The following is a 17455-nucleotide window of genomic DNA, read 5'->3' as shown; positions in this document are numbered from 1 at the left end:
GCCATTTAATCAGTGTTCGACAAGGGCGCGACTAGCCGCAGGCAGACCGCAGAAAACCATTTTTCGGTACGGAAAATCCTGTTTGTCGCTTGACGAGGAACTATTGCCAACTATGTTGTATTTAACTATGGAACGGAAAATACAACAGTGGATCAGTTGCATGTACTGCCTTTTAGTCTGAATCAGCATCAGTTGGCGATCCCGCTGGCAGAGGTGGTGAAAGTGCTGCCGGCGTTACTCTGGACGCCGTTACCTGGCGCGCCGGGCACTGTCGATGGGGTGATTAACATTCAGGGCATGCCGCTGGTGCAAATCAATCTGGCTCGCTGTTTTGGCTGGCCGGCACCGCCATTACAACTCTGGCGTCCGCTGTTGTGGCTGCAATTAAAGCGGCGGCAAGTGCTGATCCCAGTGGATCAGGTGGGGCCGGTGTTATGTTTTGACGCCGCTGCACTGCTTATCAACTCTGATCCGCAAATCAATAGCAATTTACTCAAAGGCGTGATCTGTACTGAAACCGGCGTGTTGCTGATCCAGGACATTGAACAGTTATTGTCGGATGCCGATGAAAGCATGCTGCAGGCTGCCTTGCAACAAGCACAATTGGCACATGCTGCGGCTTTGGTGCAACCATGAACATGCCAGCAATCTGGCTAGACCAGATTATCGAAAAAGCCGGACAGCATTTTGGCTTGTTGTTTCAGCAGGAGCAAAGTGCGGATTTGTTGTGCCGATTGAAATTGCGGGCGCAGGAGCTGCAAAAAGACGATGAGCTGGCCTGGATCCAACAAGTCGCACAAGCGGAATGGTCGTTGGCGCTGCAACATGAGTTGTTACCGGCATTGACCGTTGGTGAAACCTATTTTTGCCGTGATCCTTTTGTCACACAGTGGTTAATTCAGAACTGGTTGCCGAAGATCCAAAGTTCGCAAAGTGCACCGGTCCGGATTTGGAGTGCTGGCTGTTGCCGCGGGGAAGAAGCGTACAGTTTGTTGTTTTTGTTGTCAGAAGCGCTGGATTTGGCGCAGATGCGCTGTGGTTTGAACATGGTTGCCACCGATCTGAATCCCGAGTTTATTGCCAAAGCTGAGCAGGGAATTTATCGCGCCACGTCTTTTCGAAACGGTACCGGGCCATTCAGACAAAGGTATTTTTCAGTACTGTCGCCACAGCACAGCTGGCAAGTGAAACCGCAGTGGCGCGCTTTGATCAAATTTCAAACGCTGAACCTGATGGACTCCCAACCACATCCGGCCGGTCCTTTTGATTTAATTTTTTGCCGTAACGTCTTAATGTATTTCTCACCTGAACAAGCACATAACATCATCACCAGGTTTTTACAGCAATTGAATCCGGGTGGTTTGTTACTATTGAATGCCGTTGAAGCCAGTATTGCCACGCAAAGTGGTTACCATGGGTTTTGGGCTGTTGATAACTATGCAGTGCCTGCGAGTGCGTTAGCAGCAACTGCATTAGCACCGAGTACCTTCGTACCGAGTACCCGGCAGGCAAAGGCTGAAGATTTATCGGCTTTGCCAACCACTCAGCAGCCAGCAATCCATCAACCGGTCATTCATCAGCCTACATTGCCTCGACTTACAGCTCAGAAGCAAACAACCACTCTACCTCTGAGCGACAGCGTACAACAGGCGACAGCAACAGCTACAACTACGACCACGCCAGTGCAAACCGGTACCAGACCACGAGCGCAACCTCAGGCCGATTATTATCTGCAGCAAGCGAAAAAATCGGCCGATTTGCAACAACCGGAACAAGCGCGCCGCTGGCTCACCCAATTACTGGAATTGACACCGGATTCTGCCGCCGGACATTTATTGTCGGCGCAGCTTTATCGGCAGGAACTGCAGCCGCAACTGGCGTTGCAAGCACTGCAAAAAGTGCTTTATCTGGAACCGGATCTGATTGTCGCGCATTTATTAAGGGCAACTTTATCAAAGGAAATCGGCCAGCAGCAGACGGCGCTAAAAGAACTGCAACTGTGCACGCAGCTGTTGCAGCACTATCCATCGGCATTGGAAATCCCTTATAGCGATCAATTAAGTGCGGGTCAGCTGTATCTGATTTGCCAGCAGTTGGTCGCGGAAATGTCTGAATGAATAAGGAAATGGTGCCATGAATGAACCGGAAATTTGCCAAGACTCGCCCGCCACTGTCGCCGAGCCGGATCAACGTCTGCTGGATACATTGATGATGGATAAACTGCAGCTGCGCACCACGGCCATGGCACAACCGCCAAACTATCAATTTACGCAAACAATTGAAGTACTGAGATTTAATATCGGGACAGAACGTTACGCCATCGAAAGTTGTTATGTCGAACAGGTGCTGCCGATCCAGCAGATCACGGCATTATTTGATTTACCACCTTTTATGCGGGGCATTTGTTATGTCTGCGGCAAAGTGGTGTCGGTGCTGGATTTGCGGCTGATGTTTCAGCTGCCGGGTACCGGATTAAACGATCGAAATTTGTTGCTGGTGCTTCGCCACCAGCAAATGGAATTTGGTGTGCTGGCGGATGCGATTGTAGGTATTCAGACTTTAGATGTATCTGGGTTGCAACCAAGCCTGCCCAATCTCGACCCCCTTCGGACCCGCTATTTACAGGGTATTACCCCAGAGCAAACTGTGCTGTTGGATGGCAAAGCTTTGCTGACCGATCCGGAATTAATTATTTGTCAGGGATCCACATTATGAGCACTTATCTGTTGAGTTTACGCATCGGGACTAAGTTGTTGCTGGCGTTTTTAGTGTTGATTGCTGCCTGTGGCGCCACCTTAAACCAGGGGCTGCAAACCTTAGATGTTTATCAGACGGAATTTGAGGCATTTGACCGCCGGTTTAACCGAATATCCGATATTAAGGAAATCAAAACCAATGTGGCGATGTTGCATCAGTTGTTACTGCAACACCTTTCACAGCAATCGGCCTCAGTTAATTCCAGGCTGAACGCTATTCAACCGCTCCAAACGCCGCAACCGATACAAAACATCCAATCCATGCAGGGATTGCTCGATGAAAATACTCTGATTGTGCAACGGGTACAGGATTCACAGGGCAATTTGCCCGAAGTTGCCATGCTGATTATGGAATTACAGGAAGCCAGAGCGACCCATCAGCAGTACTTTCAAACTGAAGTGATCCCGCTTTCAGGTGTCGGGCAACAGGACGCTCGCTGGCAACAGGTATCCAGCAAAGGTTCGGCACTGAATGATCTACTGGTGCAAAAAGTTGTCGCGCTGGAACGGCTGACCGAGCGCTTGATGCAGCAATCCAAAGCGCAGGTCGAGCAGGAGTTTATTGTGCTCAAACAGCGGTTAACCCAGTTTTCGCTGCTGATGGTTGGTAGCGGCATTTTACTGGCCTTTTTATTAAGCCGACATATTGCTGCGCCTTTAGCCCGCCTGGCGTCCATGGCCGAGCAGATTGGTCGCGGCGAAATTCCGAAAGAAGTACCGGTTGACGACCGTCGCGATGAAGTAGGCAGGCTAACAGCCGCGTTCGCTACCATGAGTAATTATTTGCGCGAATTGGTGCTGGACTTAAATGAAAGCACTTCGGTGCTCGCCGCCTCCGGTGAAGAAATTCTGGCTGTGACCAATCAGGTCGCCACCAGCACCCAGGAAACCGCCACCGCGATCAGTGAAATTGTCACGACAGTGGCTGAGGTGAAACAAACCGCCACCCTGTCCGGCACCAAATCGCAGGAAGTGATGGAAAGTGCCGAGCTGACCAAGCAGGAGACGATAAGAGGGCGCTCCGCGGTGCAGGAAACGTTGAACAATATGGAGCGAATTTGTCAACAAATGCAGTCGGTCGCCGACAGCATTGTCCGACTGGGCGAGCAAAGTCAGGCCATTGGGGAAATTGTTGCAGCCGTTGGCGATTTGGCCGAACAATCGAATTTATTGGGGGTAAACGCCTCAATTGAAGCGGTGAAAGCCGGTGAAGCCGGTAAAGGCTTTTCGGTGGTGGCGCAGGAAGTGAAAGCGCTGGCCGATCAATCAAAACAGGCCACGACGCAGGTGCGGTCTATTCTGGGGGAAATCCAACGTGCATTAACTAAAACAGTGTTGCTGGCGGAGCAAAGTAGCAAAACCGTTGAATCGGGTTTTGAGCGCGCGCGTCAGGCCGGGCACGCCATTCAGACTTTAAGTGACCGGATTGATGAAAGCACCGGCGTGGCAATGCAAATTGCCGCTTGCAGTCAGCAACAAAAAATTGGCATGGACCAAATCGCGCAGGCGATGGAAAGTATTCGTCAGGCCAGTCAGGACAACGTGGTAGGCGCCCGCCAGGTAGATGTTGCGGCGCGAAGTCTGAACCAGCTTGGGCTAAAACTGCAACATATTGCGAAGAAGTTTTCGGTATAAGGCAAAACCATTATGGATCGCGAAGCGCTGCAAAAAATGTTGCTCATTAGTTTTCGGCAGGAAGCTGACGAAAGATTGCAGCTGCTTGCCGATCAACTGGCCAACTGGACTGCCACCAGTGCCGACCCGGCGCAAGTCGAAAACATGTTTCGCGAAGTCCACAGTCTGAAAGGTGCCGCCCGCTCGGTCGGGCTGCGTGACACTGAGCAGCTTTGCCATCATTGGGAAAGTTTGCTCGGCGCAGCCCGTAAGACACCAACGCTGCTGAATAACAACAGTATCGAACTATGTCGCCAGACGTTGCAGCTGGTGCTGACGCTCAGCAATTCAGGGGAAGTGCCGTTGCAGCAACGGCTGCAAATGCAAGCCGATTTGGAAGCTGCAGCGACTGGACAACCATGGCAGCTAGCACCAAACGCTCCAATCCTAGCCGATGCTCCTGTGATGACAACAGGTGAGACTGTTGAAGGCGGTGCCACCGCCGTCCCTGTTGCCGCGTCAGAGAGCCCCGCTATTGTTGCAGCCATCACTGTCGCCGCGCCAATGAGCCCCGCGGCTGCAACGACGACCACGCTGCAACCGCCATCACCAGGTGCGCCACAACAAGCCAGAGTGCGGGTGAACAATCAAAATTTAACCACCTTGTTGTTGTTGGCCGAAACCGTACAGCAACTGCAACAGGAAACCGCGGAGCAACACCGGCAACTGAAACAGCTGGCGCTGGACAGCGCAGTGTTATGCAAGCTGCAACATCAGACCCGGGTCTATGATGGCCAGTTGTTACTTTTGCTGGAGCAACTGCCGGCTGAACAACAAGAACCCCTGCACAACCTATTGCAGTATCTGGAAGCCAGTGGTACCGGGTTGGATCAGTTGCAGCACAGCAGTCACCGCTTGCAACGACATTCGGCGCGATTGTCCGCCGAGTTAGCCCAGTTGTCTGAAAATATGCACAGTGAATTGCAAGCAGTGTTGTTAGTCGAAGGTCAGACATTGTTCAGTGGACTGGCTGCGATGAGCCGCGATTTGGCGCAGCAAACTGGCAAGCAACTACAATTCAACGCCACCGACAATCAGCTACACATCGACAAACGTATTGTGGATGAGCTTAAACCAGTGTTGCAGCACTTGATCCGCAATGCTGTGGACCACGGTATTGAAACACCGGAGCGGCGGCTGTCGCTGGGGAAATCAGCTGTGGGTCAGTTAACCCTGAGCTTAACCCAGCATGCTGCGGACAAATTTGAGCTGAAGGTCAGCGATGATGGCCAGGGCATTGACCCTGAGCGGTTAAAACAGCAGGCGCTGGCTCATGGTTTGTTCAATGCCGAGCAGCTGAATGACCTGTCTGAAGATGCTGCGTTACAGCTAGTGTTTCAAAGTGGTTTGTCGACCAGTGCCATGCTGACCGAAATTTCCGGACGTGGCCTTGGCATGGCCATAGTGCAGGACATCGTTGAAAAGTTGGCAGGCCAACTGAGCTTAGATTCGGTGCCTGGTCAGGGGTTAACCATTTCGATGTTATTACCGACCAGTGTGTCGACATTCCGGGCTGTACTGGTGCGCTGTGGCGAACGGACACTGGCACTGCCGTTGTTTGCGGTGGAGTCCTGCCTGCGGCTGGATAGCAGTGCCGTCCAATATGCCCAAAACCGAGCAACGTTGGCAGTTGGGGATCGGGTACTGGCGTTGTGGCGGTTAGCCGATATTTTGCAGCTACCGCTGACATCGTCAATTGCTGGCGCACAACAGTATTTTGTATTGATGAAAGTGCGCGGCGAATCTTTTGCACTGGCGATTGATGCCTTACTTGGCGACCAGGACATTACCGTCAAACCGCTTGGACCACAGCTGAAAAAAGTGCCTTGTGTATTAGGGGCGACGCTACTCGGTGATGGCCAGTTTATCCCAATTTTAGATCCGTTGACCTTGTACCAAAAAGCACGACAATTGCAAAGCGGCGCGCCAGCACCGGATCAACCCGTCCAGCAGCAAATCCGCATTCTGGTGGCCGATGACTCTTTTACCTCGCGCGCTTTGCTGAAGTCGATTCTGGAAACCGCAGGTTACGCTGTGACGACGGCCAACGATGGGCAGGAAGCCTGGAACCTGCTGAAACAACAGAGTTTTGAGGTGTTGGTTTCGGACGTGGAAATGCCAAAACTGGATGGTTTTCATTTAACCCTGAAAGTGCGGCATGACCCGGCCCTCGATAGTTTACCGATCATTCTGGTCACCGCATTACACAGTGCAGATGACCGGCAACGTGGGTTGGAGGTCGGCGCAAATGCGTACCTGATCAAAAGTGGTTTTGAGCAGGAAAGTTTATTAGACAGCATCAGGCGGCTGGTTTAAAGGCTGCTGTAACGGCTGTGATCAAGGCCGTTTTGAAAGTGATGATGGAGGAGCAGGCAGATGCACATCTTAGTGGTCGATGATTCGGCGGTAGCCCGGTTATTACTGAGCAGTATTTTTACGGCTGCCGGACATCAGGTGTTATTGGCTAATGATGGTTACGAAGCGCTGGAACTATTAAAACAACATAAACCGGACATTGTGACGATGGACGTGCATATGCCGGGGCTAAACGGTTTCCAGACCATTCTGCTGTTGTTGGAACAGTATGCGCTGCCGGTGATTGTGTTAACGGGCAGTCCTAATGCCAAATCGGCATCGACGGCTATTCAGGCGCTCGCATCAGGTGCTTTGGCTGTGCTGGAAAAACCAACAGGACCTACAGATCCGGAATTTGATACAAAAACCGCTGAGCTACTGCACGTGCTGCAACTGATGGTGCAGGTCAAAGTTGTGAAACGGTTTCGGTCGGTCACGATACCAAGGCCGCTGCCGCTTGACACAGTTCCGGTGCATTGCGCGCCGGCGGTACTGGCAATCGCAGCATCCGCAGGTGGCCCGGCGGCCCTGAAGTTGTTGTTACCGCTACTGGACAAAACGATTCCCTGGCCGGTGCTGTTGGTGCAGCACATCACGCACGGCTTTTTAGACAGCTTTACCGACTGGCTGCGGCAAATGTCGGACCTGCCGGTGCATATTGCCAGGCAAGGCCAGACGCTGCTCGCTGGGAATATCTACCTGCCACCCGATGGTTATCATCTGGAATACGATACTTCGCACCATATCAGGCTATGTAAGGCCGTCGCCGAGGATTTATGTGTGCCTTCAGCCAACCGGCTGTTTGTGTCGTTGGCGAGCCACCGGCCAACCGGGGTGGTGGCTGTTCAACTGTCCGGGATGGGACAGGATGGTGCGGCCGGGCTCAAAGCTATCGTCGATGCCGGCGGTTTGTGTCTGGTGCAGGATCCGGCGACAGCGCTGATTGACTCGATGCCCAATGCGGCACTGCAACGCTGCAAACCACATTATGTCGATAGTCCGCAAAACATCGCTGTATATATCAATACGTTGAGCAGCCGCCAAAGCTCGGTCAGTCAGAAGGAGACGCCATAATGTTTAATGAAGCGAATATCCTGATTGTGGAAGACAGTGCCACCCAGGCGGCGGAATTGCAGTTTTTACTGGAAAATGCCGGTTGCACAGTGTGGGTGGCTAAAGACGGTCTGGAAGCGCTGGAGATACTGGAACATCGGATCCCGACCGTAATTGTCAGCGATATCCAGATACCAAGAATGGATGGCTACCAACTCTGTCACCAAATTAAAAAAGCTGAAAGAACCCGCAATATTCCGGTGATTCTGGTGACAGGACTCGCCGATCCACGGGACGTGGTGCATGGGCTGGCCTGTGGTGCTGACAATTTATTGATAATACTCTGGCGCTTTAATTGGCTTTTCATTCTGTAAATGGAGCTGCACTTTTTTTTTCAGGCCATCAGCCGAGACAGGTTTTGCCAGAAAGTCATTGATATCGTAGGCATGGCTTTCCAATACCATATCTTTATAGGTGTTCCCGGAGAACATCAGCACAGGAATATTGTGTGGTGTGTTTAACGTGCCACAGCGCAACTTTTTCAGAAGCTCCAGACCATTTGGTGCTTTCATCTCAATGTCCGTAATCAGCATATCAATCGGCTCGCCATCCAGAATTTCAATAGCAGTTCGGCCATCTGTGGCTTTGAATACTTTGCAGTTTTGAATCGTGCTGATGACTTTGTATAAAAAGTCACACATCAGAAATACGTCATCAACGACCAGAATATGGAAGATACGGGCGGGCGCCAATGCAACACTCCTTCGTCTTGAAGTCGATATCCTCAATGACGCATTAAGTCATAGTTTAAGTATTTTAGACGTGGAAATTCCGGCTTGCCTGAATTGTCAGCAGTATCTGGTTTGTGTACAGATTTATTTCGTTAAAAATCAGGTAGGTCGAAAAAAATGGGGGCAGACAATACTGAGCTTTCCGGTACCACATTGTTTTTTTTAGCGATTTATTTACACAATAAAGCATTTTCTTTTTTCAATAATGGTGTTGGCAGTCAATGCCAACATTCATGTTTCCCGGAGTTTCTCCAGCACTTTGGGGGCACTAGTTGATGTAGTGACGGTCAGAATTTCGGGACTTACAGCCCTGAGTTTGCAATTTCGACGTTCTTTTCCCACACTGTAACTTGTTAACAACACGTTTGTTTCTGAGATCTATCCGGCTACAAACGCAGGACTACTTACGGCGCGGACTTTCGCCACAGATTACCGGTGCGGAGGTCTTTCACATGAGATTATTATGCGGTGCGCAGCTATCGGCGTTTTGGTCACCTATGCTGCGGATTTGTCTGGCCGGATTGGTCTTGGTTTTACCTGTACAGCCGTTGGCTGCGGTCGTTTTCGCATCTGTTGGCAATCAGGCTTTTCCCCAACAGCTTCCCACTCAACAAGCTCCCCAGTCACCGGTTTTCCTGCATCAAACAACCCCTATCGAATTTGGCTTACCGCCCATCCAGAAGTTTCTGCCAGCTGAATATCAGGCGCACCGGCAGAACTGGGCTTTTGCGCAAACCGCCGATGGCTTAATTTATGTGGGGAACTCTAGTGGCGTGCTGGAATACGATGGCTTGCGCTGGCGTTTAATTGAGATGCCGAAGAAAGTGGTGGTCAGGGCTCTGGCGGTGGACCCAACAAGTGGCCGGGTCTATGTCGGGGCTAAAGGTGACGTTGGTTATCTGGCACCGGATCCTCATGGGGTGATGCAGTACCATTCATTGTTAGCAGAAATTCCAGCAGAGCACCGTGCTTTTTCTCATGTCTTTCATTGTCATATCAATGCAAGGGGCGTGTTTTTTACCAGTATGGAGCGTTTGTTCCGCTTTGGTCCGGACGGTGTGCGCAGCTGGCCTGCGCAAAAGCAGTTTGTGCAAAGTATTAGCATAGACAATCGATTTTATCTGCGTGACGAAGGTATTGGTTTGTTAGAGCAAAGCGCAGACACATTGCAGCTCGCCCCTGCCGGGGAGCTTTTTGCCAGCCATCGGATCACCACCATGATGCAGTGGCCGGGTACTAAAGACCTGCTGATTGTGAGTTCTAAGTTAGGATTTATGCGTTACGACGGTCAGACGTTTCAGCGCTGGCCGACGGAAGTGGATGCTGAACTGCCGGACAAGCTGGTGTCCAGTCTCTGGGCCCTGGCAGACGGTCGGATTGCCGTCGGCATGCTGCAAGGCGGTATGTATATTCTGGATAGCAATGGCCGCAAAGTTGGTCAGCTCAACAGCCAGACCGGTTTGCCGGAAAACACCATCAAAAAGTTGCGGCAAGATCGGGAACAAGGTTTATGGGTTGGCACCGAAAACGGGTTGGCCCGGGTGCAGTTGGGCGGCGCCTTCAGTCGTTTTGACACCACCCATGGCCTGGATGGGATCACCTATGCGATGCAACGCTATCAAGGGCAGCTCTACGTCGGGACTACACAGGGGTTATTTCGTTTGATCCCGGGGCCGTTGCCGAAGTTCGAAGCAGTGCCTGGTGTGTCGGGCGTGGTGTGGGCACTGAAGGTGTATCAGGATCAGTTATTGATTGCTAATTTCGCCGGTGTCTACCGCTTGAGCGCGGCAGGGATGGAATTGTTGTACAAATTAGATGGGCCGCATGAGCTGTTGTTGCTGCCCGGGCCTAAACCACAGTTGCTGGTTGCTGAATTTGCCGGCGTCTCCCGCTTAGTACTGGAAGGGCAGCAGTGGCGGCTGGCAGGGAAGATTGATGGGATCACCGAAAGTGTCCGCGGCATGGTGGTTGATGACGCCGGCGTGTTGTGGCTCAAAGGTCGTAATCAGAAATGGTTGTTGCGGCTGACTCAGACCGGGCCAGACTGGCAACCCAGCCAGATTGAGATCCAGCGCTTTGACCTTGGCAAACAGTTCAGCAATTTCGGCTCGGACTGGTTGGTGAATGTTGAGGGGCAGGCGCGGATCATTTACCAAAACAGCTTGTATCAGCTGGATGTTGCCACTGGCCAGCTGCAGGCCGACCCGCGTTTTCAAGGGTTATTCGCCGCAGAGGAATACCATATTGTTGCCGTAGGCAACATCAGTGAAGGACTGGTGGTACTGGCGCGGCATCAAAGCAGTCAGCACTTGCTCATTGGTAAAGCGATTCGGCAAGCGGACGGCAACTTTTTGTGGCAATTGCAGGATGACAGTGGCTTCAGCGATGTCGACAGCTGGCATCGGGAGCCTGACGGCCGCATCTGGCTTGGCGGCACCGAGCTTTATCAATGGGATCCAAAGGTGCCTCCGTTTGAAGCTGTGCCTTTTCAGTTGCTGCTACGCAACGTGGTTGCAGCCGATGGTCAGGTATTAAATCATCCCACCGGCGCTGTGCTTTCGCTGAACGCCCAGCAAAACAAATTGCGATTTGAATTCGCGGCCACCAGTTATCAGAGTAAAAACCAATACGCCGTCTGGCTCGAAGGGGTAGACAAAGGCTGGACTGAATGGAGCCATGAAGCCTTTGCCAGTTATAACAGTTTGTGGGAAGGCCGGTATTTGCTGAAGGTTAAAGCCCGTAATAGCGCCGGTGTCGAAGCGCACATGACGCCGCTACAGCTACAAATTGCCCCGCCCTGGTTTCGTACACCCTTGATGTACATCAGTTATTTACTGGCGCTGTTTTTATTGATCAACCGCTGGTATCGCTGGCGCACCAAAAAGTTACGTCAACAGGCACTGGCATTGGAGACGATGGTGGAGCAGCGCACCCATCAGCTGTCCGAGGCAAAAATTGTGGTCGAGCATACAGTGGAAGAGCTGCAACACACTTTGACCTCACTCAAATCGACCCAGCGCCAACTTGTGCGCTCAGAAAAAATGGCGGCATTAGGGCAGTTGGTTGCTGGCGTAGCGCATGAAGTAAATACACCGCTCGGCGTGGCACTTACCGGCAGCAGCTTTTTACGCGAAAGCACCGAAGCTTTAGCCGGTACTTTAAGTACAGGACAGCTACGCAAACAGGATCTGGATAACTTCTTAGGCTCGGCGCTTGAAAGCTCGCAGCTGATCGAGCGTAATTTGCATCGCGCCGCTAATTTAATCAGCAATTTCAAACAAGTCTCGGTCGACCGAACCAGTGGCGACCGGCGACAATTTGAGCTGAAAAGCTTTTTGGCCGAAGTCGAGCAAAGTCTGGTGACCCTGTGGCGCCAGCGGCCGCTGCAGTTCACTGTAGATTGCCCGGCTGGCATCAGCATGGATAGTTTTCCCGGCACGCTGAGCCAGGTGATTACCATTTTGGCACAAAACTCGTTATTGCATGCTTTTGCGCCAGATGAGGCGGGGTTGATGATGTTAAGCGTACGGGTGCTGGAAAATGAAATTGCAGGAACACCCGCGCAAATCGAACTGAGTTTCGCCGACAATGGCAAAGGCATTCCGGCAGCAGATTTAGACAAAGTGTTTGAGCCTTTTTTCACCACCAAAAGAGCCCAAGGCGGCACCGGCCTTGGTTTGCATATTTTGTTTAATTTGGTCAGTGAGCGGTTGGGCGGCACGGTTTATGTGGAAAGTGGCTATGTGAAAAGCGGGCAGGCTCGTAGCTCGATGAGCGAAGGCTCTCAGCTAGAAAGTTCGCCAATTGACAGCCAAACGCCGCAACAAGGCTGCCGATTTATCCTGCTGTTACCGACGGTCGCGCCCAGTGTTTCGTAAAACGTAGCCCCGATAAGCTAAGCGCCATCGGGGGCATGCATTTTGCGACAGTATTGACGCAATGCATGATGTGAAGCTTCGCAATTTAGCAACCTCAACTTCAGCCTCAATCGATCATCGAATCATCAAATGAGTCCTGACGCTCAGCACGTCAAAGTGTTAGCCAGTCGCCCAAATATCATTAATTCTAAAATTACGGATTTAATGTCAAATTTAATCCAATTTAATAAATAGAACGGCAGGTCTATAGTAACACCATCGACAGAACGATGACTGTCGAAACAACCCAAAGCAGTCATTCTGAACTTAACAAATTGAAGGTGAATATTATGAGCAAGTCCTTGATCAAAAACGTATTAACAACTGAAGCTGGTTTTGGCGCATTAGCATTGCGGGTGCCGGTGGGGATTATTTTCGCGGCGCACGGTGCACAAAAACTGTTTGGTTGGTTTGGCGGATATGGCCTGGAAGGAACCGGCGGCTGGATGGAAAGTATCGGTCTGGCACCTGGTGTACTGATGGCGTTATTGGCAGGTTCAGCCGAGTTTTTTGGTGGTCTGGCGTTGGTGCTTGGTTTGTTAACCCGTCCGGCGGCTTTTGCCTTGTCGATTGCGATGCTGGTGGCGATTTTCAGCGTACATTTTGCCAACGGCCTGTTTATGAGCAACAACGGTTATGAGTTTGGTTTGGTGTTGCTGGCAGCGAGTGTGTCGTTACTGTTTAGCGGTGCCGGTAAAGCTTCATTGGATGCGCTGATTGCCAGGAAGCTATAACTCAATTTAACAACTATACCCGTGCAAAAGTCTGTAGATGCTGTAGCGATAATCAACAAATGCCCGGCGCTAGGCCGGGCCAAGGAAAATAAAATGTTTGAAGTGATCCGATCGAATGAACGTGGTGGTGCCCATTTTGGCTGGTTAAAAAGCAAACACACTTTTTCCTTTGGCGACTATTACAATCCAAAACAAATGGGCTTCTCCGCGCTGCGGGTGATTAACGACGACCAAGTCGCGGCGGGTGCCGGTTTTCATACCCACAGCCATAAAAATATGGAAATTATCAGTTATGTGTTGTCGGGTAAGATTGCCCACAAAGATTCTGCTGGCAATGAAGAAGTGCTACCAGCAGGCGAATTTCAGCTGATGAGCGCCGGCAAAGGCATTTCGCACAGCGAATTTAATGCCAGCCAAACCGATGATCTGAAGTTTTTACAAATCTGGATCCAGCCGAACCAATTTGACGGTGCGCCTGGTTATCAGCAAAAAGACTTTGGCGAAGCGGTTGGTTTGACGGAAGTCATCACTGCAGATGGTCGCAACGGTACGCTGAAGATGAAACAAGATGCCAGCCTGGCGCAGATGATTTTATTGCCGGCGCAGCTGATTAACCTGCCGGTAACAACAAATCGCGCTTATTATCTGCACCTGATCCATGGTGAGCTGACACTGCAGGGGCAAACTCTCAAGGCTGGCGACGGCATGAAATTGGCAGAGCTAGACGAACTGACGGCAACTGCCGGTGCTGAGCATGTCAAAGCGCTTTGGTTCGATCTGCCAGGCGTTTGATTTGCCGGCAATTTAAGTTGAAATATCGTCAATAACGCAAGCAAGTGCAGTCGCAAGGGAATCAATGAACTTAGAAATGTGGTTGATGTTAAGCCTGGTGGTGGTGCTCAGTGGCATTTCCAAAGCGGCTTTTGCCGGTGGTCTGGGTTTATTGGCGATGCCATTGATGTTGATGGTGTTTGATCCGCATACCGCACTTGGCGTGTTGTTACCGATTTTACTAATGCTGGATGGTTTTACCCTTCGAAAATATTGGCAGCGCTGGTCGCTGCCAATTTTATTGCAGTTACTGCCAGCTGCTATTGTTGGCATTGTGGTAGCCGCTTTATTGTTAGGCTCGCTTTCAACCAGCCAATTACAGTGGCTGATTGGCGTAGGTTCGGTGTTGTTTGCTTTGCGTTATTTTCTATTGCGTCAGCAAGCAATGCCGTGGCTGGCAAGCCGCACCGCTGGGGTGGTGATGGGGTTGTTAAGCGGTATCAGTTCGACCTTGTTACATGCCGGTGGCCCACCGCTGGCGATGCATTTATTAGCCCGCAAGTTGCCCGCGACTGAATATATCGCGACTTCAGCGGTGTTTTTTGCGGTATTAAATGTGGTGAAAGTACCGGCTTTTGTCTGGCAACAGCAACTGACGCTGGATTTATTGTGGCTGGCACTGCCATTTTTACCTCTTTGTTATTTCTCAATTAAATTAGGTTATTGGCTCAAGCAAAAAGTCAGTGACCGGCATTTTTTACCGGCAGTGCATGGGTTACTGTTGCTGGCGGGTGGCAAACTGATTTGGCAGGCAATTTAGGTTTTAAATCAACAACCCCGGATTTTCAGGGATGACGGGTATATACCCAAAATCATTGGAGATTCGGGTAGGCGACGAGAGAGTGAGACTGGAACGCCAGCCCGGCCCAGAGCATAGCAGTTCTATGTGACTGGGGCGAATGAGCGAAGGCAACAACCCCGGATTTTCAAGGATGACGGGTATTAGGAGAAACGAATGGCACGTTCAACGATTGAACAATGGCGGATGTTTAAAGCTGTCGCTGAACAAGGCGGTTTTCAGCAAGCGGCGGATGTGATCTATAAAAGTCAGTCCAGCATTCACCATGCGGTGCATAAAATGGAAGAATTGCTGGGGGTGACTTTATTTCAGGTAGAAGGTCGCAAAACCATGCTGACCGCCGCTGGCGAGCAATTGCTGCGCCGGGTTAATTATTTGCTGGCCGAAGCCGAACGCATGGAAAACGTGGCGCTGAATTTAAAATCCGGGGTGGAATCCAGCCTCAATATCGCAGTGGATGAAGCTTTCCCACGCGATAAATTGTTTCAGGTACTGGCAGCGGTTTCAGCCGAATATCCGCTGATCCGCATCGAACTTTTAGAGACCATTCTTACCGGCGCCAACGAGTTACTGCGCCAGGGTAAAGCCGATATCGCATTGTCGCCTTTTACGCTACCGGATAATTTATCGGAAGATATTTGTCAGGTGGAATTTATTGCGGTGGCCGGGCGCGAACATCCACTGAATTTGCCACCCCGTGAACTGACACTGGAAGAGCTGAAAACCTGTCGGCAGATTGTGATCCGCGACTCGGCGCTGGAGCAGAAAAAAGACGTGGGCTGGCTCGGTTCCGATCAGCGCTGGACCGTCAGCCATGTCGGCACCTCCATCGAATTACTGCGCAAAAACCTCGGTTTTGCCTGGCTACCGCTCACTGCGGTCCAGCCATTTCTGGATGATGGCACATTAATACCGCTGCAATTACCACGTGGCGCTAAACGTTCTGCCACTTTTTATCTGAATTTTAATGATGCCGACACTTTGGGACCGGTGGCGCGTAGTTTTATCGGGCACTTAAGGTTTTTGACTTAGCCTTTGCAGCGGGCTTCGCACTTTAAACAACTTTTCGCAGCGACCACATCAGTTCAGCACTATCGCAACTCAGGACATTTGTCATGTTTTAACATGACAGTTGTCACTGTGCAGGCGAGTAGAAAACCTTGAAGATAACTCCATCAACAACGCAGTCGCCACAGGCGACGATGGAGCACCAAGATGAACAATCAAGCAACAAGCCCAAGCAAATCCTTAGATACACAATTGGCAGAATTCCGGAACCGGCGCTTTTTGGCGACGCCGCTGGCTGGGACTATCATCTGGAGTTTACTCATTCTGACCGGCGCGTTCTTGCCACCCACCTTTGCGGTTTGGGCGGTGTTTATCGGCACCGGCAGTATTATTTATCTGGCGCTTGGACTGGCAAAGTTAACCGGCGAGTCGATGAAATTTCAAAAAGGCAGTGAACGCAATTTTTTTGATACTTTGTTTCTTAGTGCTGTAGGTATGAGTTTTTTGGTGTATGCGTTGGCTATCCCGTTTTTCCTGGAGGATTACCGCTCCTTACCATTCACCGTTGCGGTGTTGGCCGGCATCATGTGGTCACCGGTTAGTGTGCTGCTGCAACATTGGGTCGGAGTATTCCACGGCGTGGTGCGCACTGTACTGTGCACTGCGGCCTGGGTCATCGCGCCTGAGCACAGTTTTATCCTGCAACCAGTGATTGTGGTGGCGGTGTATCTGGTGAGTATTATGGCGCTGGAACAACGCTGGCGCAGTATGCAGGCAGAGGTCGGAACTGTTTCTGCAGATTGTACTTTACGCAATATCTGATTTATAACAAATGCTTATTCAGCCTACCCGACAGTCATTCCGACTGGCGGGTGTGGTGTTTTGGAGCAAGTAATGACTGATTTAAAACAGGCGGTGGCCACGCAGCTGGCCAATATCGAACAACGTAGTGGTAAGTCTTTAAGTGAATTAACTCTGATCATCAGTAACTCAGGTCTGAGCAAACACAGCGAGCTGGTCACCATGCTCAAAACCAGCTTGGGCATGGGCCATGGCGATGCCAATACGCTGGTGCACACGGTGCGGCAAACTGATGGCCAGTCTGCCGCCGAAGGCCTCGACGAACTTCAGGTGTTGGATGGTTTATATACGGGAGCAAAAGCAGCACTGCGGCCGATCCATGACGCATTACTGGCCGAAATTCAACAATTTGGTGAGTTCGAAGCCTCGCCGAAAAAGACCTACGTCAGTTACCGGCGCAACAAGCAATTTGCGATGATTGGCCCTGCCACCAATAGCCAAATTGAAGTCGGGCTCAATATCAAACAGCTGCCGGAAGACCCAAGGCTGAAAGCCTTGCCAGCCGGGCAAATGTGTAATTTTAAAGTCAGGTTATCGAACGTCAGCGAAGTGGATGCGCAATTACTGGGGTGGATCCAGGCGGCATTTGCTGCAGCAGGCTAAAAGTGTTAACTGTGGGGTCAGAGTCAATTGTTAACAAAAATCCGTTAACAATTGACTCTGACCCCGAAGTTTA

At 51.0% G+C, this 17455-nt stretch carries 15 protein-coding genes; 14 read left to right on the top strand and 1 reads right to left on the bottom strand.

Annotation, left to right across the window (positions count from 1 at the left end; genetic code table 11):
* Nucleotides 1-147: 147 nt before the first annotated feature.
* The 7 genes from A5320_RS04180 to A5320_RS04150 are packed head-to-tail and all read left to right on the top strand — an operon-like array spanning nt 148 to nt 8212.
* Nucleotides 148-636 (top strand): chemotaxis protein CheW, encoded by a 489-nt coding sequence (locus tag A5320_RS04180; protein WP_068061304.1) that lies wholly within the window; start codon nt 148-150, stop codon nt 634-636.
* Nucleotides 633-2117: a CheR family methyltransferase gene (locus A5320_RS04175; RefSeq protein WP_068061300.1), complete on the top strand. Its 1485-nt coding sequence runs from the start codon at nt 633-635 to the stop codon at nt 2115-2117. Before A5320_RS04180 ends, A5320_RS04175 begins: the two co-directional genes overlap by 4 nt.
* Nucleotides 2118-2133: 16 nt before the next feature.
* Nucleotides 2134-2715 (top strand): chemotaxis protein CheW, encoded by a 582-nt coding sequence (locus A5320_RS04170; protein ID WP_068061297.1) that lies wholly within the window; start codon nt 2134-2136, stop codon nt 2713-2715.
* Nucleotides 2712-4391, top strand: a complete 1680-nt coding sequence (locus A5320_RS04165; protein WP_068061294.1) for a methyl-accepting chemotaxis protein — start codon at nt 2712-2714, stop codon at nt 4389-4391. The genes A5320_RS04170 and A5320_RS04165 overlap by 4 nt, the downstream gene beginning before the upstream one ends.
* 12 nt (nt 4392-4403) lie before the next feature.
* Nucleotides 4404-6746, top strand: a complete 2343-nt coding sequence (locus tag A5320_RS04160) for a hybrid sensor histidine kinase/response regulator (protein WP_068061292.1) — start codon at nt 4404-4406, stop codon at nt 6744-6746.
* Nucleotides 6747-6806: 60 nt separating this feature from the next.
* A complete protein-coding gene (locus tag A5320_RS04155; RefSeq protein ID WP_068061291.1) occupies nt 6807-7859 on the top strand; it encodes a chemotaxis protein CheB in 1053 nt (350 codons plus the stop codon).
* Entirely contained in the window at nt 7859-8212 is a 354-nt protein-coding gene (locus tag A5320_RS04150; RefSeq protein WP_068061287.1) for a response regulator, read from the top strand. Before A5320_RS04155 ends, A5320_RS04150 begins: the two co-directional genes overlap by 1 nt.
* Here A5320_RS04150 and A5320_RS04145 read toward each other — a convergent pair.
* On the bottom strand, nt 8168-8590 hold the full coding sequence (locus A5320_RS04145; RefSeq protein ID WP_068061285.1) for a response regulator: 423 nt from the start codon (nt 8588-8590) through the stop codon (nt 8168-8170). The genes A5320_RS04150 and A5320_RS04145 overlap by 45 nt on opposite strands.
* 491 nt (nt 8591-9081) lie before the next feature.
* Between A5320_RS04145 and A5320_RS04140 the strand changes: the two genes are divergently transcribed.
* The 7 genes from A5320_RS04140 to A5320_RS04110 all read left to right on the top strand — a co-directional run bounded on the left by A5320_RS04140 (nt 9082) and on the right by A5320_RS04110 (nt 17382).
* Nucleotides 9082-12507 (top strand): sensor histidine kinase, encoded by a 3426-nt coding sequence (locus A5320_RS04140; protein WP_068061282.1) that lies wholly within the window; start codon nt 9082-9084, stop codon nt 12505-12507.
* A gap of 329 nt (nt 12508-12836) precedes the next feature.
* Nucleotides 12837-13280: a DoxX family protein gene (locus A5320_RS04135; protein ID WP_068061279.1), complete on the top strand. Its 444-nt coding sequence runs from the start codon at nt 12837-12839 to the stop codon at nt 13278-13280.
* Nucleotides 13281-13373: 93 nt separating this feature from the next.
* A complete protein-coding gene (locus A5320_RS04130; RefSeq protein WP_068061275.1) occupies nt 13374-14072 on the top strand; it encodes a pirin family protein in 699 nt (232 codons plus the stop codon).
* 64 nt (nt 14073-14136) lie between these two features.
* A complete protein-coding gene (locus tag A5320_RS04125; protein ID WP_068061272.1) occupies nt 14137-14871 on the top strand; it encodes a sulfite exporter TauE/SafE family protein in 735 nt (244 codons plus the stop codon).
* A 195-nt stretch (nt 14872-15066) separates the two neighbouring features.
* The gene (locus A5320_RS04120) at nt 15067-15942 is read left to right on the top strand and encodes a LysR family transcriptional regulator (protein ID WP_068061269.1); all 876 of its coding nucleotides are present in this window, start codon (nt 15067-15069) and stop codon (nt 15940-15942) included.
* Between the two features lie 183 nt (nt 15943-16125).
* Nucleotides 16126-16740 carry a DUF7010 family protein gene (locus A5320_RS04115; RefSeq protein ID WP_068061264.1) on the top strand — a complete coding sequence of 205 codons (615 nt, stop codon included), beginning with the start codon at nt 16126-16128 and terminating at the stop codon, nt 16738-16740.
* Between the two features lie 72 nt (nt 16741-16812).
* Nucleotides 16813-17382, top strand: a complete 570-nt coding sequence (locus A5320_RS04110) for a DUF5655 domain-containing protein (RefSeq protein WP_068061263.1) — start codon at nt 16813-16815, stop codon at nt 17380-17382.
* Nucleotides 17383-17455: the final 73 nt, after the last annotated feature.

The sequence above is a fragment of the Rheinheimera sp. SA_1 genome, assembly GCF_001669775.1.
Lineage (GTDB): Bacteria > Pseudomonadota > Gammaproteobacteria > Enterobacterales > Alteromonadaceae > Pararheinheimera.
This window is presented reverse-complemented; position numbering and strand designations above follow the sequence as displayed.

What these genes read in the sequence shown, in the direction of transcription:
- A5320_RS04170 (WP_068061297.1), top strand. Translation starts at nt 2,134, where the DNA reads ATGAATGAACCGGAAATTTGCCAAGACTCGCCCGCCACTGTCGCCGAG.
- A5320_RS04160 (WP_068061292.1), top strand. Translation starts at nt 4,404, where the DNA reads ATGGATCGCGAAGCGCTGCAAAAAATGTTGCTCATTAGTTTTCGGCAG.
- A5320_RS04155 (WP_068061291.1), top strand. Translation starts at nt 6,807, where the DNA reads ATGCACATCTTAGTGGTCGATGATTCGGCGGTAGCCCGGTTATTACTG.
- A5320_RS04140 (WP_068061282.1), top strand. Translation starts at nt 9,082, where the DNA reads ATGAGATTATTATGCGGTGCGCAGCTATCGGCGTTTTGGTCACCTATG.
- A5320_RS04130 (WP_068061275.1), top strand. Translation starts at nt 13,374, where the DNA reads ATGTTTGAAGTGATCCGATCGAATGAACGTGGTGGTGCCCATTTTGGC.
- A5320_RS04175 (WP_068061300.1), top strand. Translation starts at nt 633, where the DNA reads ATGAACATGCCAGCAATCTGGCTAGACCAGATTATCGAAAAAGCCGGA.
- A5320_RS04135 (WP_068061279.1), top strand. Translation starts at nt 12,837, where the DNA reads ATGAGCAAGTCCTTGATCAAAAACGTATTAACAACTGAAGCTGGTTTT.
- A5320_RS04165 (WP_068061294.1), top strand. Translation starts at nt 2,712, where the DNA reads ATGAGCACTTATCTGTTGAGTTTACGCATCGGGACTAAGTTGTTGCTG.
- A5320_RS04115 (WP_068061264.1), top strand. Translation starts at nt 16,126, where the DNA reads ATGAACAATCAAGCAACAAGCCCAAGCAAATCCTTAGATACACAATTG.
- A5320_RS04120 (WP_068061269.1), top strand. Translation starts at nt 15,067, where the DNA reads ATGGCACGTTCAACGATTGAACAATGGCGGATGTTTAAAGCTGTCGCT.
- A5320_RS04150 (WP_068061287.1), top strand. Translation starts at nt 7,859, where the DNA reads ATGTTTAATGAAGCGAATATCCTGATTGTGGAAGACAGTGCCACCCAG.
- A5320_RS04110 (WP_068061263.1), top strand. Translation starts at nt 16,813, where the DNA reads ATGACTGATTTAAAACAGGCGGTGGCCACGCAGCTGGCCAATATCGAA.
- A5320_RS04125 (WP_068061272.1), top strand. Translation starts at nt 14,137, where the DNA reads ATGAACTTAGAAATGTGGTTGATGTTAAGCCTGGTGGTGGTGCTCAGT.